Source organism: Abyssibacter profundi (assembly GCF_003151135.1).
Classification (GTDB): Bacteria; Pseudomonadota; Gammaproteobacteria; order Nevskiales; family OUC007; genus Abyssibacter; species Abyssibacter profundi.
The window spans coordinates 65,076-88,213 of the sequence record NZ_QEQK01000001.1; the positions used below are offsets into that span (position 1 = coordinate 65,076).

The following is a 23,138-nucleotide window of genomic DNA, read 5'->3' on the forward strand; positions in this document are numbered from 1 at the left end:
CGCCGCCTACAGACTGGATCGTTCATGAGCATCGTTGTTGCGCTGAATCACCGCACCACGTACCGATACGACCGACCCGTTTCGCTGACCCCGCAAATCATTCGGCTCCGCCCCGCGCCGCATACGCGCACGGCCATCCAGAGTTACTCGCTGAAGATTCGGCCGGAGCCGCATTTCCTGAACTGGCAACAGGATCCGCATAACAACTGGCAGGCGCGGGTCGTCTTTCCCGAACAGGTCAGGCACTTCGAGATCGAGGTCGACCTCCACGCCGACCTCGCAGTCTTCAATCCCTTCGACTTCTTTATTGAGGACTGGGCCGAAGACGTTCCCTTCGTCTACCCGGACGGGCTGGCCGAGGACCTGGCGCCCTACCTGGAAACGCCGCTGCCCGCCTCACACCTGGGCCGCCGGTTTGCCGGCCTGCTCAATGCGATGGAGCCGCGCAAGCCCGTGCGCACCATCGATTTTCTGGTTGGCCTGAACCAGCACATCGCCAATGAGATCGACTATGTGATTCGCATGGAGCCGGGCGTCCAAACACCGGAGGAGACGCTGGCCAAGGGCCGAGGGTCTTGCCGTGACTCCGCCTGGCTGTTGGCGCAGCTGTTACGTCACATGGGCTACGCCACCCGCTTCTGCTCGGGGTACCTGATCCAGCTCAAGCCCGACGTCAAGTCGTTGGACGGGCCCAGTGGCACCGATGTGGACTTCACCGACCTGCATGCCTGGTGCGAGGTGTATATCCCCGGCGCCGGTTGGGTGGGCCTGGATTCCACCTCCGGCCTGTTCTGCGGCGAGGGGCATATCCCCTTAACCGCCACGCCGGAACCCTCGGCAGCAGCCCCGGTCACCGGCGGTGTAGACCCCTGCGAGGTCGAATTCGAGCACGACATGTCGATCCAGCGCATGCTGGAGACCCCTCGCGTCACCAAGCCGTATACCGAATCCCAGTGGTCGGCCATCGATGCGCTGGGCGGCAAGCTGGACTCCATCCTGGATGCCGGCGATGTACGACTGACCCAGGGTGGCGAACCGACCTTTGTGTCGATCGACGATTTCGAGGCGCCGGAGTGGAACACGGCCGCCGTCGGCCCGACCAAGCAGGGCCGGGCTCGCGAACTCATCGGTCGCCTGGCCGAGCGCATCGCCCCCGGTGGCCTGATGACCTTCGGGCAGGGCAAGTGGTATCCGGGCGAATCGCTCCCGCGCTGGGCCTACTCGCTGTACCTGCGACGCGATGGCCAAGCCATTCTGGACGCCGGGCTGTCGGATACACCCGCGGACCTGCCCGAGTCCGAGTGGGTCGGCAAAGCGCAGGCATTCGGTGCCCAGCTGGCCGAAGCGCTGGCGCTAAACCCCGAGTACGCGCAACCACTGTACGAAGACCCGTGGCACTACCTTGAGCAGGAGCGCAACCTGCCCGAGAACCTCGATCCGAGCGACCCCAAACTCGATGACCCCGAGGCGCGACGACGGCTCACCCGGGTCTTCGAACGTGGCCTGGGCACGCCAACAGGCTATGTCTTGCCGATTCAGCGCCAGAACAGCCGGGCGGGGAAACCGTGGATCTCCGAGCTCTGGAAGACGCGCACCCGCCATTTGTTCCTGTTGCCGGGTGATTCGCCGGCCGGATTCCGGCTGCCCCTGCAATCCCTGCCGTGGGTCCCGGAAGACGATTACCCGCATGTCACGCCGGATGACCCGACGGCCGAGAAGCCGCCACTCACCGACGCCCGGCAGCCCGTCCAGCCTGGCCGGCGTGTTGAAGAACGCAGCGCGGAACCCAGCCCGCAGCCGGCAGCCCGTGAAACCGGGCCTGTGCGTACGGCGCTGACCATCGAGCCACGCGACGGCCGCCTGCAAATTTTCATGCCACCGACGCAGAACGCTCAGGACTACCTGGACCTGGTCCGCGCGGTGGAATCCACCGCTCGGGCGCTGGATGTGCCCGTCCGCATCGAGGGCTACCCGCCCCCGTCTGACCCGCGCCTGGACAAGCTATCCGTGACCCCGGATCCGGGTGTCATCGAGGTCAACGTGCAGCCGGTGGCCAACTGGCAGGACATGAAGGCGCAAACCTTCGGGCTCTACGAGGACGCAAGGCAATGCCGGCTGGGGACCGAAAAATTCCTCATCGATGGCCGGGCCGTGGGAACCGGCGGTGGCAATCACATGGTCCTGGGCGGGCCGACAACCCAGGACAGCCCGTTCATACGACGCCCCGACCTGCTGGGCAGTCTGATTCGCTACTGGCAGAACCATCCAAGCCTGTCTTACCTATTCTCCGGGTTGTTCATTGGCCCCACCTCGCAGTCTCCGCGGGTGGATGAGGCGCGCGATGACGCCCTCTATGAACTCGAGATCGCCCTATCCCAGCTACCCCGTCAGGGCGACAGCGCCCCACCCTGGCTGGTGGACCGCATCCTGCGTCACCTGCTCACCGATCTCACCGGCAACACGCACCGCAGCGAAATCTGCATCGACAAACTCTACTCCCCGGACTCGGCCACCGGCCGGTTGGGCCTGGTCGAGTTCCGCGGATTCGAAATGCCGCCGCACGCGCAGATGAGTCTGGTGCAACAACTGTTGTTGAGAGCCCTGATCGCCTGGTTCTGGGACGCCCCCTACGAGGCGCCGCTCAACCGTTTCGGCACCACGCTGCATGACCGATTCCTGCTGCCGGAATTTTGTTGGAACGATTTTCTCGACGTGCTGGGGGATTTGCGCGCCGCCGGCTTCGAGTTTGAAGATGACTGGTTTGCCCCCCACTTCGAGTTCCGTTTCCCGGCCCATGGCAGCGTGACCTACCGCGGCGTCCATCTGGAACTGCGCCATGCCCTGGAACCCTGGATCACGCTGGGCGAGGAACCCGGTGGCGGCGGCACTGCACGCTACGTGGATTCCTCCACCGAGCGCGTTCAGGTCAAGCTGCAGGGTCTCAGTGGTCACCGCTATGCACTGGCCTGCAACGGCCAACAGGTTCCGCTGACGCCCACCGGGGTGGCTGGCGAAGCCGTCGCCGGCGTCCGTTTCCGGGCCTGGAAGCCCTGGTCTGCGCTACACCCGACCCTGGAGGCCGACTCGCCACTGGTCTTCGATCTGGTCGACACCTGGAACCAGCGGTCGGTGGGCGGCCTGACCTACCATGTCGCGCATCCGGCGGGCCGCAATTACGACAGCTTCCCGGTCAATGCGTATGAGGCCGAATCACGGCGCCTGTCCCGTTTCGAACCGCAGGGTCATACACCCGGCCGATTCGAGTGGAGCGGTGGTGGCGCTTCGCCGGATTATCCGACCACGCTGGACCTGCGACGATCAGCGGTTTGACGCCGGCGCCCAACGCCGAAGCATGGCCGGCAGCAGCGTCAAATCGGTGATCAGCGCGACCAGCATGGCCAAGGCTGATAGCAGGCCGAACAGCACGCTGGGCACAAAGTCGGAGAATGCCAACAGGCTAAAGCCGCAGACGATGATCAGCGTGGTATAGACCAATGCCGCCCCGACGGTCCGGTGACTGTGGGCAATGGCTTGGTCCACCGCGGCACCCGACTGATCCTGCTCGCGAAACCGGTGGACGTAGTGGATGGTGTCATCCACTGCGATGCCCATGGCCACGGAGGCGATGGTGATGGTCATGAAATCCAGGGAAATGCCCAACCAGCCCATGACGCCCAGCACCGAAAAGGCGCACAACAGGTTCGGCACCAAGGCGATCAGCGCGATACGCAGGGAGCGGAAAATGACCGCGAAGGCCAGCCCGAGGACCACGAACACCACTGCCAGCGTCAGGGCCTGGGACGTGAAGAGCTGCTCCAATAGATCCTGGTAGAGCACGAACAGGCCCGTGAGCAAATAGTCGTCGCGTGTCAGCCCCTGGTCGGCAAAGCCCGCATGCAGCCGGGCGAGCAGGTCGCCACGATCCAGATCAGCGGTGGTATCGATGATGCGGGCCGACAGCCGTAACTCCCCTGCAGATTCCGAGAAATAGCTGCGCACCAGATTCTTGCGCATGGACTCATCCAGCAGCCAGTAGACGGCTGTGAGCTCGGTTTCGGTCAGGGGTCGATGGCTGTTCAGCGCCCGAGCCAGCTCGGTGAAATTCACCAGTGACAGGACCGTTCCCATCGCGGGCTGGTCCTCCATGACGGCCTGCATACGCTGCAGCTGTTGCACGGTTTCGGCCCGGATGACCCGGTTGCCGGAGGCGGGGCCACCGCCGGGGATGCGGTACACCACATCCAGCGGCGTGGAGCCGCCGAACTGCCGATCGATAAAGCGCAGTTCCTGGTGAATGCGCGTGTCGTCTGCGAAGTAATCGATAAAACTGTTCTCGACATCCAGTCGCAGGGTGCCGACGACCACCACCGTCATCACCAGCACAGCGGCGAGCAACACCCACCCGCCGCCTCGTGTGGCCAGCGAGCCGAGCCTCTCGACCAGCCCGCGAACCCAGCGCGGGTCGGCCTGGGCTGATCCGCGGCGCATCATCAGGAGCACCGCCGGGAACAACACCAGGCTGGTCAGTATCGAGATCCCCATGGCCAGCATCATCATCCAGCCAAACGCACGGACCGGCTCGATGTCCGTCAGCGTCAGCGACGCAAACCCCACCGACGTCGTCAGCCCGGCATACAGGCAAGGCGCAAGCTTGGCCCGCAGCGTCCGGGCGACCAACGCAGCTTGGTCGGCTTGGGCGTCGGCCTGGGCTTCCTCGCGGTACTGGACCACCAGGTGCACCACAACCGCCAGCGTCAACACGAGCTGCAGAGCGATGAAATTGGCCGAGATGACCGTCGCCTTGAGACCCAACAGGCCGAACAGCCCCATGGTCATGCCGACGCTGACCGCGCAGCACAGCAAGGGCAGCACCACCCAGCGCAGGCGGCGGAACACCAGCAGCAGGACCAGGCTAATCATGCCCAGCACCGCCAGACCGAAGACCTGTAGATCGCTACGCACCATGCGGATCAAATCCACACCGAGCACTTCGGCGCCGCCCAGGTAGACATCGGCGTGATCACGGTATGGGTCGGCGAGCTTTCGCATCTGCGCGATATCCGCCACCCGCTGTCGACGCTGTGCCTGCTCCAATGGGCGGGCCTGGGCACGCAGACGCGCCAACGCCTGCTCTTGGTCGGGTGACAGCTCGCCATCGAGTCGCTTGGCCTCGATGCGGACTTGCTCGGCCTGCAGTCGGTCCAAGCGCGGGTCGCTCCGAAACAGCACCTGCAGTGCGGTGGCGGTCAGCTCCTGGTTCACCAGGAGTCCTTCGTAGATGGGGTGGTGATCCAGCGTCTGACGCAGTGCCGCCGGGCTGCTGTCCCGACGATCGAGCAGCCAGGCATCCGGATCGAAATCGTCACGCAATCGCGCGCTGGCGTCAGCCGGGATCAACGGGACGTTGACCAGGGATCGCACCGAAGCCACGGATGGCAACTCGGCCAGCTCGTCTGTCAGCGATCGGATATCGCGTATGGACCGGGCATCGAACAGGCCATGATCGCGGGGCGCATAGGCCACCAGCACGAATGCCTCTGACGGAAAGCGCTGTTGCACCAGCCGTGCCTGCAGGTAGTCACGGTTCCCTTCGGACAACAAGGTGTCAGCTGAGGCATTGATCTCAAAGCGGGGCACGAAGACCAGCAGCACTGCTGCCAACACCGCGAAGGCCCCCACCACCCAACCACGGCGGTGCACGAGCTGCTCGGCAACGCTCACGGCTGCGCCTCTTCTGGATAGGCGGCGTTTCGAAGTTCGCCTTGCCAGTAGAGATCCCGCATGAACAGGTAGGGATCTTCCGCCTGCTCCCGCAGCTTCACGTACTGCTGTACGCGCGGCCCGTTGTCTTGAAAGGCGTCGAACACGTTGAGCGCCGTGGCCTCGGGCTGATCGACCAGATACGGAATCGGATTGAGCAGATAGTCCACCAACAGCCCGGATCCGCTTCGTAGATCCGACGGCCCGTAGAACGGCAGCACGATAAAGGTGCCCTGTCCGCTGCCATAGCGCTGCAAGGTCTGAGCAAACCCGGTCTGCTGTGCCTCCAGGCCGAATAGAGACGCCGCCGGATCGAACAACCCCGCCAGACCTAAGGTGGAATTCACAACAAACCGTGCAGTATCAATGCCGGCGCTACGAAACTTACCCTGGAGCAGGAAATTAACGGTGCGGATCGGCATTTTGATGTTGTCGAACGCATTGCCGATGCTTTGTCGAACCGGTTGCGGCACGGCCGCTTCATAGCCCCGGGATAGCGGCGCAAAAGCGTACCGATAGGTCACGTCATTGAACGCAAAGACCGCCCGATTAAACCCCATCAGCGGATCGGATGGGGGCTCGAAGCTGACCACCGTGGGCTCGATGGCCTTGGCCGTCTCCGGCACCGGCGTGCCGTCGGGCTGGGTTTCGGCGATGACGGATGGCGTGGACGAAGCGTCCCCTGGATCCACCGGGGTAGACGCGCAACCCGCCACCAGCAGCCAGATCGCCCACGCAACCATCACACGGAGCATCCGCCCCGCGCGGGGCAGGCTGCGGTTTCGGGATCGAAGCCCGCCAAAACCCCGTACTGGCGACATGTGGACCTGCATGGCGACTCCCTGTCGTCGATTGGCCGCATCCCGCGACCTGTCCTCCGCCCTTAAAGTCCGACCATCAAACCGGGAAAATGTTGCGGCCCGGCCGAGGACACCCCGGATGGCCTCACACCTCACACCTTCACAACCAATCGGTCATCAGAATGCCGATACTGATGCGATTGTGGTGATCCTGGTAGTCGATCAAACTCTCCGCATACCCCGTGAAATACTGGACATAACCACGGGCACGGCCGGTCATGGGGAAGCTCCAGCCCAGCTCCAGGCTGCCCCGGTTGTCCGCCCGTGCATTGTTACGCCAGACGGCCGAATACGTGTCGTTGTCGTTGCGCCAGGCGACGACCAGCTCAAATTGGCCCGCGTAGCGTTCGATATCGGGGTTGTCATCGCCGCGCGGGTCGTCAGGCCCGCTCTTGGGCTCCTCGGGAATACGCCACCAGGGCTGCAGGGAGACCAGCATGTCCTGCACTTCCCAGATGAATGTGGCGTAGACACGGTTCCAGCTCCGCGATGTCGGCAGATCCTGGCCGTTGGACTGGTGATTGACACCCAGCAGCACCCGGTCCAGCCGCGTGCCCCACCATGGCCAGTCCACCGGGACGCTCAGAAAGATTTCCGGTTCGTGGTTGGTTTCGCGAAATGGACGCGACCGTGAAGCATCGTAGGCCTGCCAGAACGACTTGCCGGTGTAGGCGATGGACAGATCGGCCTCGGTCCCCAGGACATCCTGTAGCAGCGGAATCCTGAAGCTCAGTTGAAACTTCACCTCCATGCGCTGCGCGAGGCCATTGCCCTGTGTGCTCGTCAGATTGGGGCTGTCCTGGTACGCCAGCGGCAGCACGTAGTTCGGCCGGTATGGGGTGAGGACGAACGGGTTGGACTGCGTCACTCGCTCCAGACGCAAGCGGCGACGCAAGGCGGTGGCAGCGTCCCGCCGCTCGGCTTCGGTGATGGCGGCTGTCGGCAGTCCGCTGGCCAGCTGTTCGATGCAGGCAGTGCGCAACAGGCCAACCTCCAGGTCGGCATCCGCGGCAAGCACGAGGTCTTGCACGCAGGCATCGATCTCGGCCGGCGCCGGTGGCGCCGAGTCCGCGCCAGCCGGGGCTGCCAGGGCCACCAGCGGCCCACCCAGCAGAGCGAGTAGACAGCATCGAATCATCTGTTCACCAGTGGTTTTCACGGAATTCTGACGTGCAAGGCGGTACGGTTCACGCTCACTTCACGAGGAATAGCCGGTTTATGGAGCTAATCAACGAACTGCTGAGCGATCCCATGGCGTTGTGGACGCTCATTGTTCCACTGATCAAGGCCGTCGTGTCTGCCGTGGCGATCTTCTTCATCGGCCGCTGGGTCGCGCAGCTGGTCATTGGACTCGCCAAGAAGGCCATGACCAAGGCCAAGCTGGATGAAACCCTGATCGCCTTCCTGGGCAATGTGGGCTACGGCTTGCTGCTCGCGATGGTCATTATCTCGGCACTGGGCCAACTCGGCGTGGACACAACGTCCGCCGCTGCGTTGCTCGGTGGTGCTGCACTGGCCATTGGCCTGGCCCTGCAAAACCAGCTGTCCTCGTTCGCAGCCGGTGTCATGCTGATCTTGTTCCGCCCCTTCGCCAAGGGCAATGTCGTCGACATTGGTGGCCAGATGGGCATTGTCGAGGAGATCAAGATCACCTCGACGATTCTCAAGACCTTCGACAATCAATTGGTCTGGCTGCCGAACTCCAGTGTTTGGGGTAACAAGATCACCAACTTCAGCGCCCTGCCGACACGCCGCGTCGACCTGACCATCGGCATTGGTTATGGCTCCGACCTGAAGAAGGCCAAAGAGCTTCTGGTCGCAATGCTAAAGGACGAGCCCCGGATCCTCGACGATCCGGCGCCAAGTGTTGTGGTCTCCAATCTGGGGGATAACTCGGTGGATTTTGCGGTGCGTGGCTGGGCGGCCTCAGCCGACTGGTGGGCCACCCGCTGCGACCTGGTCGAACGCATCAAGCTGAGCTTCGACGAGCACGACATCGAGATTCCGTTCCCCCAACGGACCGTGCATCTGGTGAGCGAGGCTCCCGCAGCCGAGGTCGCGGCCAGCTAGCTCGCTGCACCGCATGGCCATCGGCGTTTCCCGATGGCCATGCGGCGTGCATTTGGTACAACGGCACCGTTCTGCTCACGCCTTGCCTCGCCTTTATTCAGGCGGCAACTGCGCGGCAGAGCGTCCTCACTGCATCCTAGTCGCGCCCCGTCAGATGGGCGCCAAGGCGCAGGCGCAGTGCATTGAGCTTGATAAAGCCGGCCGCATCCGCCTGGGAATAAGCACCGGCATCGTCCTCGAAGGTGGCAATGCGGGGATCAAACAGGCTGTCGAACTCCGAGCGGCGGCCCAGAACCTCGACGTTCCCCTTGTACAGCCGCAGGCGGACCTCGCCGTTCACCGGCCGCTGGCTATCGTCGATGACCTTCTGCAGCAGCTTGCGCTCCGGCGCGAACCAGTAGCCGTTGTAGATCAGCTTGGCATAGCGGGGCATCAACTCGTCCTTGAGGTGGGCAACCTCGCGGTCCAGCGTGATGGACTCAATGGCGCGATGCGCCTTGAGCAAAATCGTGCCCCCAGGCGTTTCGTAGCAACCGCGTGACTTGATCCCCACGTAGCGGTTTTCGACGATGTCGATGCGGCCAATACCGTGCTCACCGCCGACCGCGTTCAGCCGCGCCAGCACCTGGTAAGGCGTCATGGCCTCCCCGTCGATGGCCACCACGTCGCCATGCGCGAAGGTGAGCGTCAGCTCCAGCGGCGTATCCGGCGCTTCGCGCGGGTCACGTGTCCAGCGCCACATCGCCGCTTCGGGCTCGGCCCAGGGATCTTCCAGCTCACCGCCCTCATAGGAGATGTGCAGTGCGTTGGCATCCATGGAGTACGGCGAACCACCGTCCTGCTTGCGTGTGATCGGAATGCCATTGGACTCGGCATAGGCGATGAGCTTTTCGCGCGAGTTCAGATCCCAGAACCGCCACGGCGCAATGACCTGGATGTCCGGCTTGAGCGCGTAAGCACCCAGCTCGAAGCGCACCTGGTCGTTGCCCTTGCCGGTTGCGCCATGCGAAATGGCATCACCACCGGTCTGCTCGGCAATCTCGACCAACCGACGCGCGATCAATGGGCGGGCAATCGAAGTCCCCAGCAGATACTCGCCCTCGTAAATCGCATTGGCGCGGAACATCGGGAATACGTAATCGCGCACGAAGGTCTCGCGCAGGTCTTCGATGAAGATCTCCTCGACGCCCAGGGCCTCTGCCTTGGGCCGTACCGATTCAACCTCCTCGCCCTGACCGAGGTCTGCCGTAAAGGTCACGACCGGGCACTGGTAGCGATCCTGCAGCCATTTGAGAATCACCGACGTGTCCAGACCGCCGGAATACGCGAGTACGATCTTGCTGGGTTGACTCATGTCCTTGCTCGGTGTCGTCGACCCACTACGGGCCGGGCCAAAGGCGCGAGAGTATAGCCTGATAGACTCCCCGCTCTTCAGCCGCTACTGGTCGCACCGTGTCCGAAACCCCTGCCGCGAACCCTGCCATTGCCAAGCGCTTTCGTGGCTTTCTACCTGTCGTGGTCGATGTCGAAACAGGCGGGTTCAACGCCGCCACCGACGCCTTGCTAGAAATTGCGATCGTGCTGGTTCGCATGGACGATGCGGGCCGTCTTTACCGGCACGAGACGGCGGCCTATCACGTCAAGCCGTTCGAAGGCGCCAACATGGAACCGGCCTCGCTGGAGGTCAATGGCATCGACCCCTACCACCCGCTGCGCCCGGCGCTGGGCGAGGCCGACGCGTTGTCTCGCCTATTCAAGGAAGTCCGGGCAGAAATCCGGGCAACCGGCTGCACCAAGGCGGTTCTGGTCGGGCATAACGCGCATTTTGACCTCGGATTTCTGAATGCCGCGGTCCAGCGCACCGGCATCAAGCGCAATCCCTTTCACCCGTTTTCGGCGTTCGACACCGCAACGCTGGGCGGGGTGGCCTATGGCCAGACCGTACTCAAGCGCGCCTTGCTGGCTGCTGGCCTGAGCTACGATGACGCGGCCGCGCACTCAGCGCGCTATGACACCGAGCAGACTGCCGACCTGTTCTGCCAGATCGTCAACCAGTTCCAACCGATTTTCGAAGCCGCGACCGGCGGCACGACGGACGCTTCCGTGACCGACGTCCTGTCATAGAAGCTTCACGATGCGTTAATGTCGTGACAATAGACCGGTCCTAGCCTGAGACCACTCTATAAGCCGGCAGGTGACGCATGGCCGTAACATCGCGAGAAACCCAGCAAGCCAACGAACCGAGCGGACGGTTTGTTCATGCGTTTGCCGTAACCGAGGCTGACATCAAGGCCTGCCAGCAACTGCGTTACCGCATCTTCGCCGAGGAGATGGGCGCACAGATTGACGGCGGCCCCGAAAGGCTGGATATCGATCGCTTTGACGCCTACTGCCACCACCTTGTGGTGCGCGATACCGAACAGGATCGGATCATCGCCTGCACGCGCCTGCTGACCTGCGAGGCGGCAGCACAGGCGGGTGGGTTCTACTCGGCGGGCGAATTCGACATGGGTACGATCGCCCGCTTGCCGGACCGCAAGGTGGAAGTCGGACGGACCTGTGTCGATGCCGCATTTCGCTCCGGCGCGGTGATCAGCAAGCTGTGGCAGGGCTTGACGGCCTTTGTGACAAATCACAACTACCGCTACCTCTTCGGTTGCGCCAGCATTGGCCTGGAGGATGGCGGCGCTCAGGCGAGCGCGATTCTGGACAAGATTGCTCGGCGCTATATGGCTGCGGAAACCCTCCATGTTACGCCACGCCGTCCCTACCCGGCGCAGCGCCCCCCTGCAGAAATTGCCATGCGCATGCCACCACTGCTCAAGGCGTATGTCAGCCTGGGTGCCAAGGCCTGCGGTGCACCGTTTTGGGATCAGGCTTTCAACTGCTGTGACGTGCTGATGCTGCTGGACATCGACGAGTTGGCGCCCCGCTATGCCCGTCGCTTTCTGCCATCGACACCAACCGTGACGCAGAGGGACGACCATCTTCCGACCCACGTATAGGGGCCTGCTGGTCGCCGCCCATTTGTTGCTCGGCGCCCTACTCAGTCTCGTTATCGACCTGCTGGCCGCCATCGGGCCATCCCGCGAGCGCATTGTTCGCTGGTGGCACCGGCAGCTGTGCCGTTGCATGCGCGTGGAATTGCGCGTGCATGGCACAGCACCCAAGGCGCCGGTAATGCTGGTGAGCAACCATGTGTCCTGGCTGGATATCCCCGTGCTGGGCGCGCTCGTGGCCACGCGCTTTGTCTCCAAATCCGAGGTCGCCGACTGGCCACTAATCGGGCGGCTGGCCCGCGCGGGCGGCACCGAATTTCATCGCCGCGGAGGTGGCAGTCAGGGCACGCGCAAACTCATTGCCCGGCTGACCGGCCATCTTGAAAACGGTCAGTCCGTCACCGTGTTTCCAGAAGGCACCACAACCCTCGGGGCGACGACGCGGCGATTCCAGCCCCGCCTGTTTGCAGCGGCCATTGAATCGCGTCGTCCGGTGGTACCCGTGTTGCTGCGCTATGGCCCAGACCCCGAAACAGCGACGCTGGCACCCTACGTCGGCGATGACGTGTTCGTGCCGCATCTGCTGCGCATGCTGCAGCGGCCCCGAATCATCGTCGATGTCTGGTTTCTGGAGCCAGTACCTACCGTCGCGGCAGATCGCAGCGCCGTCGCCAAGGATGCGCAACGTGCCATCGACGAGCGTTTGGCGCTGAATCCGCCCGAGTTATTGCCGGACCGCGCGCCCGCCTTACCCCGCCATCGACTATCGACCTAAGCCCGACGCCGGCTCTTCGGCGCGTGCTCCCTCCCCGTTGGCCGCCGCCAGCCGCTCGGGCGTTCCGATGTCGCTCCACACTCCGTGGTAGCACTCTCCAGTGACCCGTTGCTGCGCCATCGCCTCACGTAACCGCGGAGCTAACGCGAATGCAGTCTGGCCTCGCGGCTCGACCAGATCCGGGTGAATCAGGCTGATACCGCTGAACGTGAGCCGGGGCCGATCGACCACCCGGTCACCCGCCAGCGCAAAGTCTCCGCGCATGCCGGCAGGCGGTGGAACCAGCACCAAATGCGCAAGCTGGCCGTCTGCCCAAGGCCGCTCAACCAGCGCGCGTAGCGAATAATCGCTCCAGACATCCGCATTACAGACCACAAACGGCTGATCGGCCGGCAGCAGGGCCCGCGCCCGCGCCAGGCCACCGCCCGTTTCCAACGCCGAATCACCCTCATCGGAGTATCGGATCCGTAGTCCCCAGCGGTCTCCATTCCCGACGGCCGTCCGGATCTGCTCACCCAACCACGCCAGGTTGATCACGACCTGCTCAATGCCCGCATCGGCCAGTGCCTGGAGTCGCCAGTCAATCAGCGCCCGTCCACGAACCTGAACCAGCGGCTTGGGTAGGCGATCGGTCAGGGGTCGCAGTCGCTGTCCGCGGCCGGCAGCCAGGATGACGGCGTGGCGGATCAAGAATCGACCTCCGCCTGTAGTCGGGACCGGAAGGGTGTTAGCAGCGCGCGCAGCGCATCCAGCTCGGAGTAGCGCGCCATGACGGTCAGCAGGTGATCCATGACGCGGGGCAGATCCGGTAGGTAACCCGCCTTGCCGTCACGATGATGCAGGCGGCAGAAGATGCCCAACACCTTGAGGTGACGTTGCATGCCGGTGAAATCGAACCAGCGCTGCAAATCCCCTGGCACCGCAGCCCAAACGCCAGCATCCGCCAGACCCGTCGCCCAACGCTCCAGACCATTGCGCTGCACATGCTCCGGCCAGATCACGTAGCAGTCCCGCAGCAAGGAGACGATGTCGTAGCTCAGCGGCCCGTGCATGGCATCCTGAAAATCCAGCATGCCTCGCAAGCGACCTTCGCCCACCATCAAATTGCGGGAGTGGTAGTCGCGGTGTACAAAACCGCGTGGCTGGGCCGCCACCGCACGGGTAATCAGCTCGAACTGCTGCGCGATCATGGTCTGTTGATCGCCACTGAGTGACACGCCGAAATGGACCTGCAGAAACCACTGCGGACAAAGCGCCATCTCATCGGCCAGAAACGACACGTCATAGGCGGGTAGCGCATCAAGCTGGCGACTGCCGGCCGCCCGAGCCTGGAGCTGCACCAGGGCATCGATGGATTGCTCCAGCAACGGCACGGCATCGTCAGCACCGACCCGGTCCAGCAAAACCGTATCGCCCAGGTCATCCAGCAACACGAATCCGGACTGGGCATCGACGGCATGCACCCGCGGGGCTGCCACGCCCCAGTCCGCCAGCCAACCCGCTACGCGGACAAAGTCCTGCACCGGCTCCTTGTCCGGGGGCGCATCCATGACGATGAACCGCTGCCGCTGCGCTTGCGCGCGAAAGTAGCGGCGGAAGCTTGCATCGGCCGAGGCCACAGAGATCGACCACTCTCGATTGGGTCGAATCGTCTGCAGCCAGGTCCGCAGTGCGGCCAGCCGCCTGTCCTGCGTGTCGTCACTCACTCCAAGCACTCCGTATACTGTGCAGCCCGTTGCCCCGGCACTTGGCCCGTTTCATTGGCTCCCTCCAGACTTATTGCCATCGGATGGCTCGTGTTAGCCGGCTCGGCGAATGCCGCTCCCGAGGGATGTCCCATTTTCGCCGACTCCGCGCCGGAACTGCGCGCGGAACCAACCGTGCAACTCAGCGCCGACCAGCTGGATGCGCGTACCGACGGCACCACGCGGTTGGAGGGCAATGTCACGCTGCGCTTTCAGGACAAGCGCATTCGCGCGCCAGCCGTCGAGTACGATCGCAGCACAGGCGAGGCCCGGACCGAAGGCGGTGCCGAGTTTGCGAACAGCGAGTATGCCATCGGCGCGGAGCACGCATCGGTGGACATCGACCAGTCCACGGCCCGCTTTGAGCAGGCCGAGTTCACCGTGTACGAGCGCGGAGCCCGCGGCCAGGCGGAGCGGATCGATCTAGATGCCGACCTCAGTGTCGCCATGACGGGGGTCGAGTACACCACCTGTGCCCAGCCCGCCCAGGGCTGGACGATGAAGGCATCGGAGATCACGCTGGACCCGGAGGCCGGCCTCGGCACCGCCAGCCATGCCCGGCTGAACTTTCTCGGCATGCCCATCCTTTACGCGCCGTACTTCTACTTCCCGATTGATGACCGTCGGCGCACCGGCTTTTTGATGCCGGACATCGGGGACTCGGCCGAAACCGGCTTCGATGTATCCACCCCGTTCTACTGGAACATCGCCTCGTGGTACGACGCGCTGATCACGCCACGCTACATGGCGCGACGCGGCGCCCAGCTACAGACCCAGGGTCGCTATCTGCTCGATCACGGCCGCGGTGAGCTGCAGTACGAATACCTGCCGAATGATGAATCCGCGCAGCTACGGCGCACCCTGTTCGGGTTTGAGCACCAGGGGGTGTTGTCCGACCGCTGGGAAATCGCCGCTGACTTCACGGAGGTTAGCGACCGGGGATACTTCGAGGACCTGGGCACGACGCTGGATCTGGCGGCCATTTCCCACCTGAAACGGGAAGGGCGCATCGCCTACCAAGCACCGGCTTGGTTCTCTACCGCGCTAACCATCGAGGATTATCAGACCATCGACCGGACGGTGGCCCGCTCGGATGAGCCCTACCGCCGACTCCCCCGCCTGCAGCTGCATGCGCTGTCACCCAACGACTGGTACCAGATGCGCGTGGGCCTGGAGACCGAGTACGTCAACTTCGAGCGGGACAATGCCATCGAAGGAACGCGTCTGGATGTGAAGCCGTTCCTGCGGCTTCGACACGATGCCGTGGGCTGGTTTGTGGCCAGCCAGGTGGACTATCGCTACACCGCCTACGATTTGCGCAATCGGAACGACGGCCGCCCTCGCAGTATCACGCGCCAGTTGCCGTCGGCCAGCCTGGACGCAGGCCTGCGCTTTGACCGCATTGCCAGCCCGGGCCTGGTGCAAACCCTGGAACCGCGGATTTATTACCTGTACACGCCCTATCGTGACCAGGACGCCATCCCGCTATTCGAAACTGACGACCCGGATTTCAGCTTCGTCCAGCTGTTTTCACGCAACCGTTTCTCGGGCCGCGACCGCATTGCCGACGCCAATCAAATTACGGCGGCGTTCACAACACGCATGCTGGAACTGGGCACAGGCAAGACACGGTTCGAAGCCGCGCTGGGCCAGATTTACCGCTTCCAACCGTCGGAGGTGACGCTACCCGATCAGCCTCAGACCAGCGGCGACGAGAACTCGGACATTGTCGGTACCATGCGCTGGTTGCCCATGGACTGGTTACGCTTGGCAGTGGGCGCACAGTGGGACCCGGCCCGCGCCCAGCTCAATCGCGCCAATACTTCGGTGAAGTTCCGGCCCATTCCCGGCTACCGATTCGATCTCGGGTACCGCTTCCGTCGCGATCTGCTGGAACAAACCGACTTGGTGGTCCAGCTCCCGCTGAACCAGACGTGGTCGGTCGTGGGTCGCTGGAACTATGCCCTGGATGATGCCAGCACCCGAGAGGCCGTCATCGGGGCCGAGTACAAGGCCTGCTGCTGGACGGGCCGTATCGCCTGGCGACGTTATATCGCCAACACCCGAGGCGAGTTTAATACCAGCCTCTACCTGCAGCTCGAACTGACTGGCCTGTCGCGAATTGGTGCGGGTATCCGTGAGTTCCTGCCTGAGTAGGCGAACCGGACCGCTCATCCCGCGGTCCACCCTCTATAATGTGCAATCCGCCAAGAGTCGAACGACCATGAAATATCTGATGAGCGCAGTGGCGCTGACCATCGCGCTATCGACACCGGCCCGAGCCGCGCAGCTGGTCGACTATGTCGTCGCTGTCGTCAACGAAGACGTCATTCTCAATAGCCAGCTCGAAGAGGCCGTGGACTCGATCAAGCGCCAGATCCGCGCTTCGGGGAATACGCCACCGACGGACACGGAACTGCGGGAGCAGATGCGTGAACGTCTGATCATGCAGGAGATCCAGTCGCAACGCGCGGCCCAGCGCGGCATCCGTATCGGTGATGAGGAACTGAACCAGGCATTGGAGGGCATTGCCCGTCAGAACGGCATGAACCTCCGCGAATTCGCACGCGCGCTGCGCAGCGAGGGCGTGGACTTTCTGATGGTGCGGGAGCAGGTTCGCAACGAGTTGCTGACCAATAGTCTGCGCCAGCGCGAGATCGATGCCCGCGTCAGCGTGACCGATCGTGAAATCGACGCGTTTCTGGCCAAGACCCGCAAGAACGACCAGGCCACCGAGTACCGGCTGGAGCACATCCTGATCGCCGTTCCGGACGGCAGCACGGATGATGTCCGGGTCGCGGCCCGCGCGGAAGCCGAGCAAATTCGTCAGGCCGTGATCGACGGGGCCAGCTTTTCGCAGATGGCGATCAGTCGTTCCGACGCGACCACGGCCCTGGACGGTGGCGACCTGGGTTGGCGGACGGCCGGCGCATTGCCGACACTGTTTGCCGACGAGGTCGACGACATGAGCGTCGGCAGCGTCAGCCCGGTGATCGAAACAGGCAGCGGCTACAACCTGATTCGACTGGCTGACCAGCGTGGTGGTCAGGCCGCACAGCTGATTACCGAAACCCGCGCACGGCATATCTTGTTACAGCCCAACGCAATTCGGGACGAGTACGAAACGCGAGAACGTGCAGCCGAACTGTTGGATGAGCTGAAGGGCGGGCGCGACTTCGCCGAAGCCGCCCGCGAGTACTCCGATGATTCAGGCTCGGCCAACCAGGGCGGGGACCTGGGCTGGCAGGGACCGGGTAGCTTTGTGCCCGAGTTTGAACAGCGGCTGGCCGAGTTGGAGGCCAAGGAGATCAGCGAGCCCTTCGAAACGCAGTTCGGCATCCACATTGTGCAGCTGCTGGAGCGCCGCACCCGTGACAGCGCCGAAGACATTGCCCGCAATCAGGCACGCATGGCCATTCGCCAGCGCAAGATTGCCGAGGAATACGAAGACTGGCTGCGACGCCAGCGGGCCGAGGCCTATGTGGAACTGCGCAGTGCGCCCGACCTGAATCTGGGCGAGCGCTCCGAGGCCAGCTCGCAGCCGTCCTGAACCCGGACCATTTGGCTGTGCGCCCTCTGGTCGTCACACCCGGCGAGCCGGCGGGGATCGGGCCAGACATCGTCCTGACCCTGGCGGCCTGTGGCGAAGACCCGGGCCGCCCCTGGTTCGTGATCGCCGACCCTGAAGTACTCACCGCCCGCGCCGAGCAGATTGGACTGCCCGTGCGCTGTCGGCTCATCGATGCGCCCGAGCAGGCCACGGCGCCCGAGGCTGGCGTGTTACAGGTGTTTCCCCGTCGTGCCGGCACCCCCGTGACGCCAGGCCACCCCAACCCCGCCACGGCACGGCATGTGCTAGGCGCGCTGGAGCAAGCGGTGGCCTGGGCGGCTGAGCAGCGTTGCGGCGGCGTGGTCACGGGCCCCATTCAGAAAAGCATCATTAACGAGGCGGGCATCGCCTTTACGGGGCACACCGAAGCGGTGGCGCGCCAGCTCGGCGGCATGCGGCCGGTGATGATGTTGGCGGGCCCCACGCTGCGTGTGGCGTTGGCCACCACCCATCTGCCCCTGCGTCAGGTGCCTGACGCGATCACGACGGCATCTGTGGAGGCCGTGATTCGGATCACCGCAGAGGACTTGCAGTCACGATTCCGCATCAGCACGCCGCGTATCCGCGTCGCCGGACTCAATCCCCATGCAGGCGAAGACGGCCACCTGGGCCATGAGGATGATGCGATCATCCGTCCTGCCATCGAAACCTGCCGTGAGCAGGGACTGGACGTGTCCGGGCCCTACCCGGCCGACACGCTGTTCAATACCCATTACCGTGCCGATACCGATGCATTCGTGGCCATGTATCACGACCAGGGGCTCCCGGTGATCAAAGCGTTGGATTTCGGAGAGGTCGTGAACGTCACCCTGGGTCTACCGATTGTCCGCACCTCCGTCGATCACGGCACCGCGCTGGACGTGGCCGGTACCGGTAAGGCAGACCCGCACAGCCTGGGCGTGGCCATGCGCCTGGCCGCCACACTGGCGCCATGAGCCATCGCGCCCGTAAGCGATTCGGTCAGCATTTTTTGCACGACCGCAACACCATCGCACGTATCGTCGACGCCATCCGGCCGGAACCTGGCGACCACCTGGTGGAGATCGGCCCGGGCCAGGGCGCGATTACCGAGCCCTTGCTGGCGACCGGTGCGCAGCTCACCGCGGTGGAAATCGACCGCGACCTAGCTGCCAGCTTGCGGGCGCGATACGCCGCACATCCGCGATTTACGCTGATCGAGGATGATGTTCTCAAGGCACCGCTGGATTGTTTGCAGCCGACGCCACTCCGGCTGGTCGGCAATCTGCCCTACAACATCTCCACGCCGTTGATCTTCCGGCTGCTGGCGCTGCCCGGCGTGGTCGACATGCATTTCATGCTGCAAAAAGAGGTGGTGGACCGTCTGGCGGCCACCGCAGGCACGGCTGCTTATGGGCGCCTGAGCGTCATGCGTGCAGCCAAGGCGTCGGCCCAGTCCGTATTGAAGATTGGGCCGGGCGCATTTTCACCACCGCCCAAGGTCGACTCCGCCGTGGTTCGTTTGGTGCCGCGACAGCCGGCGTTTCCCGTCGCGGCCCCCGACGCCTTCGAAACCGTGGTGCGACTGGCTTTCTCAGCACGCCGCAAGACACTGGCCAACGGCCTCAAGTCCGTGCTGACTCGAGACCAGATCGAGGCCTGTGGTGTCAATCCGTCTGCCCGCCCGGAGACCATCGAACCGGCCGAGTTCGCCGCGCTGGGTGCAGCGGTGGCAGCCTCGGAGCAAACACGCTAACGTCGAAACAACGGTGTCGAGGAGAGGAGACCCATGAGCGAGTACACGCACATTCTGGTACCAGTCGACCTGCGCCAGCACAGCCACATCGTCCTGAAGCGGGCTGCGTTCACCGCAGCGCTACATAAGGCGCGGATGACGGTGTTGCATGTGGTGGAGTATCTCCCGCTGGATCCGGTCGGAGATACGTTGTCTCCGACCCCGATGGAAGTGACCGATGAACTGGCCAAGCAGGCGGAAAGTCGACTGGCCGAGCTGTGCGAGGAACTGTCGATCCAGCCCCAGCACCAGATCGTGCGGATCGGCGCCACCCAAGACGAGATTGTGGAAGTCGCGAAGGAGCAGCAGGCTGATCTCATCGTAATCGGCAACCACGAACGACACGGCATTGGGGTGTTGTTCAGTCGCACCGAGGACCGGGTGTTGCACTCGGCGACCTGCGACATTCTGGCGGTCCATCTGCCCACCGACTAACCAATACCCGGCGGCGCCTTATCCCGAGGGCAGCGCCTTGACCAGGGTCTGGAACTCGGCCTCACGCACAACGGGCGCCAGTGCCGGCCCATGGCCCAGGACCACACCTGCCGTGCTCAGGTGTTCGACGACCGACTCGCTCGACACGCCCCCGGCGAGCACATCGGCACCGAAGCCCCGCGCAGTTGCCAGCAATGTCCCGACGGTTGCCATGGCCGCAGGATCGGGCAGTGCGTGAACCACGTCGTCCGGCAAACTCGCAAAGCGGATCGGGCACTGGGCCATGCGCCCCAAACGCTGGTAGCCCGCGCCAAACGAGAGAATATCGAACTCGACGCCCAGTTCACGCAAGACGGAAAACCCTCCGGTCGCGCCCTCCAGCACATCGAGTAACCCGCCCTCCTCCAGTCCCAACACCAGTCGCGTGCCCGGCATCTCGTGACGCTGCAAGAGGTCGGCAACCTTGATGGCGAAGTCTCGTCTACGCAGTTGCCAGGTCGACAGGCTGACCAGAAACGGCCAGGTCCCCGCGCGACTGTCCTGGTTCAGGCCCTGGTACAACTCGCATGCGCCACGTAACAACCGAAGTTCCAGTTGTTCCAGCACGCCCGTGCGCTGGGCTGCATCGTAGAGCTCGGCCTGTTCGACGCGGCCGATATCTGGCGGCGTCCACTCCACCCGCACGCGCACCCCGGCCAGTTGCCGGTCGGCAAGCCGCACCACCGGTTCGGCGAGTATCTCGATCTCGTCCAGGGCGATGGCATTACGCAGGACTTGTTCGATGTGCAGCGTCCGCTCGGCATCCGGCGTCACCGCAGCGTCAAAGACGCGGTAGTTGCCGCGCCCGGCGCGTTTGACCGCATACATGGCCTCGTCCGCGTGGCGCAGTAGCGTCTTGGCATCCACCGGGTCCAGCGGATAAATCGCAATGCCCATGCTGATGCCAATCGTGATCGCGTGCTGGTCGATCTGGAAGGGTGCTTCGAAGGCATGCAGCAACTTGTCGGCGATGCGCTCCACATCGGCCTGATCGACGACCCCGTTGAGCAGCAACGTGAACTCGTCGCCTGCCAGCCGTGCCACGGTGTCGGTCACCCGGACGTTCTCGAGCAAACGCTGGCCGACGGCATGCAGCAGGCCGTCACCGATTTCATGGCCGAGGGTGTCGTTCACCCGCTTGAACAAATCAAGATCAACGAAGACCAGCGCCAGCAGCCGGCCCGTGCGGTCACAACGACGCATGCCCTGGTCGAGCCGATCCATGAACAGGAGCCGGTTGGGCAGTTCGGTCAAGACATCATGGTGGGCAATGAATTGCAGTCGCGCTTCGGCTTCGCGGCGGGCCGTGATCTCCTCGGCAATCGCAAGAAACACCGGCGGCTGCTCGCCCTGCGAGTATGACAACGTGATTTCCACCGGGTAGCTAGCACCATCCGCACGGCGATGCTCCGTCTGGTAGGTCACCGATTCCACGTCTCCAGACTGCAGGCTGGATAGGTGCGCATGGAACTGCTGCTCGTCCAGGCCGGGGGCGAGATCCAGCGGGGTCATGCGTAGCAGCCGCTCCCGGTCATACCCGAGCATTGCCCGGGCACCCCGATTGGCATCGAGAAAGTAAAGCGTTTGGGCATCGAAGATGTAGACCTCTTCGCCAGCGCTGTCGAACAGTCGACCCAGCCGCTGAGATAGCTCCGCCGCACCGGAATCCGCAGGCCGTTCTCGCAAGACCAGCAAGTACTGCGCAGCGCCTGACGCGGGGAGCCGGCTGACACTGAGATCAATTGCAAACGTCGTGGCGTCCTTGCGCCAGCCCACCACACGCGGACGGCTGCCATCGTCGGTCCCGACATAGTGCTCCAGCTGGATGTCGGGCGAATTGAGGAACGGAACCGGCAGCAGCTTACTCAGTGCGGTCCCCGGCAAATCATCGGGCGCGTAGCCGAACATGCGGGCCGCATGCGGGTTCGCATAATCCACCGTGCCGGCCCGGGTGACGGTCACGACCCCCTCACCCAATCGGGACAGGATGAGATCCTGCGTATCCTGAACCACGCGGGCTTGCTGCCCACGCATCGTGGCTTCGCGGAAAAACAGCACGACGCCAATGACGCGATCCTGTTGCATCAGCCGCGAAGCCCCGGCCTCCACCGACAACACCTGCCCCTGCCGGTCGATCATATCCATCACTAGGCGACCGACATCCTGGCCTGTTTGCAGGGCAAGCTCCCCCGGCGTCGCCTCGACCCCGTCTTCGCCGGAAGCCGGACGAAACACCGAATACACCAGCTGTCGACGCGCATCCTCCAGACGCCATGCGGTCAGTGTTGTTGCCCGCTCGTTCATCCAGCGCACGCGGTGGCGCGTATCCGTGACAATCACGGCGTAGCCCAATAATTCGAACCACTGCGCCAGCCTGCGCGAGGTGGGCATGATCGGGTCGGATGCTGCGCTCTCCATCGACCCCGGAGCCGCCTCCAGGGTTCGCGCGCCCGCCTTGCTCCCAACAGGCAACCACGCCGCCAGGAACAACCAGATGGCCGCCGCGGCGGCAACCAGTGCCGCAATAACAGCCCGCAGATAGGTCAATTGATCGACCGGATGCCCCGGCGGCCAGAACCAGGCGTCGGTGACATCGGCAATCAGGTAGCCAAGACCGCTGTCCGCCGTCGCCAATCGCAAACGCCTCGGCGTCGTCAGCCAAGCGTGTAACTGATCCTGAACCGGCTCGACCGCCCAGGCGGGCCAGATGCTTGGCCGGTGCGAAGCGTCTGGCTGCACCTGCGCGATCGGCCGCCCCCGGATATCGATGACACGTGCGGCGAGCACGGCACCCTCGCTGCCACCGACCAGGCGATGGAGCCGGACCTGAACAGCACTTTGGTCACCGACGCTCAGCAGTTGATTCAGTCGGGTAGCGGCCACCGTTAGCTGCGCTTCGACCCGGTTCAGGCGCTCGGCATGGAGTTGTTGCAGCTGGCCCATCGCCTGGTAGATCACCAGCAACAGGGCAGCGGCCAGTACCAACGCTGTGAGACGAAACCACGCCATCGGGTTAAGCCGACCGTTTCATGCTGCGCCAGGCTGGTCGCCCGCAAAGGAGCTGACCGGCCTTAGCCCAACAGCAGCGCGCG

At 63.8% G+C, this 23,138-nt stretch carries 17 protein-coding genes; 10 read left to right on the forward strand and 7 right to left on the reverse strand.

Features of this window, described 5'->3' with window-relative positions:
- Positions 1–24 precede the first annotated feature (24 nt).
- Positions 25–3,330, forward strand: a complete 3,306-nt coding sequence (locus tag DEH80_RS00335) for a transglutaminase family protein (RefSeq protein ID WP_109718481.1) — start codon at positions 25–27, stop codon at positions 3,328–3,330.
- On the opposite strand, the gene DEH80_RS00340 is transcribed toward DEH80_RS00335, so the two are convergent.
- From DEH80_RS00340 to DEH80_RS00350, 3 genes are all read right to left on the reverse strand, one after another.
- Complete coding sequence (locus DEH80_RS00340) at positions 3,319–5,721, reverse strand: efflux RND transporter permease subunit (RefSeq protein WP_109718482.1); 2,403 nt, start codon at positions 5,719–5,721, stop codon at positions 3,319–3,321. The two genes, DEH80_RS00335 and DEH80_RS00340, sit on opposite strands and share 12 nt — an antisense overlap.
- Positions 5,718–6,581, reverse strand: a complete 864-nt coding sequence (locus DEH80_RS00345; protein ID WP_165831193.1) for an MlaA family lipoprotein — start codon at positions 6,579–6,581, stop codon at positions 5,718–5,720. The genes DEH80_RS00340 and DEH80_RS00345 overlap by 4 nt, the downstream gene beginning before the upstream one ends.
- A gap of 139 nt (positions 6,582–6,720) precedes the next feature.
- Complete coding sequence (locus DEH80_RS00350; RefSeq protein ID WP_109718484.1) at positions 6,721–7,758, reverse strand: phospholipase A; 1,038 nt, start codon at positions 7,756–7,758, stop codon at positions 6,721–6,723.
- A gap of 80 nt (positions 7,759–7,838) precedes the next feature.
- On the opposite strand from DEH80_RS00350, the gene DEH80_RS00355 reads away from it, so the two are divergent.
- The gene (locus tag DEH80_RS00355) at positions 7,839–8,690 is read left to right on the forward strand and encodes a mechanosensitive ion channel family protein (RefSeq protein ID WP_207774351.1); all 852 of its coding nucleotides are present in this window, start codon (positions 7,839–7,841) and stop codon (positions 8,688–8,690) included.
- Positions 8,691–8,826: 136 nt separating this feature from the next.
- Here DEH80_RS00355 and DEH80_RS00360 read toward each other — a convergent pair whose 3' ends face one another.
- Complete coding sequence (locus DEH80_RS00360) at positions 8,827–10,044, reverse strand: argininosuccinate synthase (protein ID WP_109718485.1); 1,218 nt, start codon at positions 10,042–10,044, stop codon at positions 8,827–8,829.
- Positions 10,045–10,142: 98 nt separating this feature from the next.
- Here DEH80_RS00360 and rnt point away from each other — a divergent pair, with 98 nt between their 5' ends.
- From rnt to DEH80_RS00375, 3 genes are all read left to right on the forward strand, one after another.
- Positions 10,143–10,814 carry a ribonuclease T gene (gene rnt, locus DEH80_RS00365; protein WP_109718486.1) on the forward strand — a complete coding sequence of 224 codons (672 nt, stop codon included), beginning with the start codon at positions 10,143–10,145 and terminating at the stop codon, positions 10,812–10,814.
- Between the two features lie 77 nt (positions 10,815–10,891).
- Positions 10,892–11,695, forward strand: coding sequence for a GNAT family N-acetyltransferase (locus DEH80_RS00370; RefSeq protein WP_109718487.1), 804 nt, complete (start codon positions 10,892–10,894; stop codon positions 11,693–11,695).
- A gap of 25 nt (positions 11,696–11,720) precedes the next feature.
- On the forward strand, positions 11,721–12,464 hold the full coding sequence (locus DEH80_RS00375; protein WP_133249061.1) for a lysophospholipid acyltransferase family protein: 744 nt from the start codon (positions 11,721–11,723) through the stop codon (positions 12,462–12,464).
- Here the strand turns inward: DEH80_RS00375 and murU are convergent.
- Both murU and DEH80_RS00385 read right to left on the reverse strand, forming a co-directional pair.
- Positions 12,453–13,154 (reverse strand): N-acetylmuramate alpha-1-phosphate uridylyltransferase MurU, encoded by a 702-nt coding sequence (gene murU, locus DEH80_RS00380; protein WP_109718489.1) that lies wholly within the window; start codon positions 13,152–13,154, stop codon positions 12,453–12,455. The two genes, DEH80_RS00375 and murU, sit on opposite strands and share 12 nt — an antisense overlap.
- Positions 13,151–14,170: an aminoglycoside phosphotransferase family protein gene (locus DEH80_RS00385; RefSeq protein WP_165831194.1), complete on the reverse strand. Its 1,020-nt coding sequence runs from the start codon at positions 14,168–14,170 to the stop codon at positions 13,151–13,153. The genes murU and DEH80_RS00385 overlap by 4 nt, the downstream gene beginning before the upstream one ends.
- A gap of 174 nt (positions 14,171–14,344) precedes the next feature.
- Between DEH80_RS00385 and DEH80_RS00390 the strand changes: the two genes are divergently transcribed.
- From DEH80_RS00390 to DEH80_RS00410, 5 genes are read left to right on the forward strand one after another with little or no spacing between them, the layout of a single operon-like run.
- The gene (locus tag DEH80_RS00390; RefSeq protein ID WP_165831195.1) at positions 14,345–16,366 is read left to right on the forward strand and encodes an LPS-assembly protein LptD; all 2,022 of its coding nucleotides are present in this window, start codon (positions 14,345–14,347) and stop codon (positions 16,364–16,366) included.
- A 40-nt stretch (positions 16,367–16,406) separates the two neighbouring features.
- Complete coding sequence (locus DEH80_RS00395) at positions 16,407–17,759, forward strand: peptidylprolyl isomerase (protein ID WP_279323107.1); 1,353 nt, start codon at positions 16,407–16,409, stop codon at positions 17,757–17,759.
- An 11-nt stretch (positions 17,760–17,770) separates the two neighbouring features.
- The gene (pdxA, locus tag DEH80_RS00400) at positions 17,771–18,754 is read left to right on the forward strand and encodes a 4-hydroxythreonine-4-phosphate dehydrogenase PdxA (RefSeq protein WP_109718492.1); all 984 of its coding nucleotides are present in this window, start codon (positions 17,771–17,773) and stop codon (positions 18,752–18,754) included.
- On the forward strand, positions 18,751–19,533 hold the full coding sequence (gene rsmA, locus DEH80_RS00405; RefSeq protein WP_109718493.1) for a 16S rRNA (adenine(1518)-N(6)/adenine(1519)-N(6))-dimethyltransferase RsmA: 783 nt from the start codon (positions 18,751–18,753) through the stop codon (positions 19,531–19,533). The genes pdxA and rsmA overlap by 4 nt, the downstream gene beginning before the upstream one ends.
- A gap of 33 nt (positions 19,534–19,566) precedes the next feature.
- Positions 19,567–20,007, forward strand: a complete 441-nt coding sequence (locus tag DEH80_RS00410) for a universal stress protein (RefSeq protein ID WP_109718494.1) — start codon at positions 19,567–19,569, stop codon at positions 20,005–20,007.
- Between the two features lie 18 nt (positions 20,008–20,025).
- Here DEH80_RS00410 and DEH80_RS00415 read toward each other — a convergent pair whose 3' ends face one another.
- Complete coding sequence (locus DEH80_RS00415) at positions 20,026–23,055, reverse strand: sensor domain-containing protein (protein ID WP_109718495.1); 3,030 nt, start codon at positions 23,053–23,055, stop codon at positions 20,026–20,028.
- Between the last annotated feature and the right edge of the window lie 83 nt (positions 23,056–23,138).

Coding starts and splice junctions, on each gene's coding strand:
- DEH80_RS00335 (WP_109718481.1), top strand. CDS start 25: ATGAGCATCGTTGTTGCGCTGAATCACCGCACCACGTACCGATACGAC.
- DEH80_RS00345 (WP_165831193.1), bottom strand. CDS start 6,581: ATGTCGCCAGTACGGGGTTTTGGCGGGCTTCGATCCCGAAACCGCAGC.
- DEH80_RS00350 (WP_109718484.1), bottom strand. CDS start 7,758: ATGATTCGATGCTGTCTACTCGCTCTGCTGGGTGGGCCGCTGGTGGCC.
- DEH80_RS00355 (WP_207774351.1), top strand. CDS start 7,839: ATGGAGCTAATCAACGAACTGCTGAGCGATCCCATGGCGTTGTGGACG.
- DEH80_RS00360 (WP_109718485.1), bottom strand. CDS start 10,044: ATGAGTCAACCCAGCAAGATCGTACTCGCGTATTCCGGCGGTCTGGAC.
- DEH80_RS00370 (WP_109718487.1), top strand. CDS start 10,892: ATGGCCGTAACATCGCGAGAAACCCAGCAAGCCAACGAACCGAGCGGA.
- rsmA (WP_109718493.1), top strand. CDS start 18,751: ATGAGCCATCGCGCCCGTAAGCGATTCGGTCAGCATTTTTTGCACGAC.
- DEH80_RS00410 (WP_109718494.1), top strand. CDS start 19,567: ATGAGCGAGTACACGCACATTCTGGTACCAGTCGACCTGCGCCAGCAC.
- DEH80_RS00415 (WP_109718495.1), bottom strand. CDS start 23,055: ATGGCGTGGTTTCGTCTCACAGCGTTGGTACTGGCCGCTGCCCTGTTG.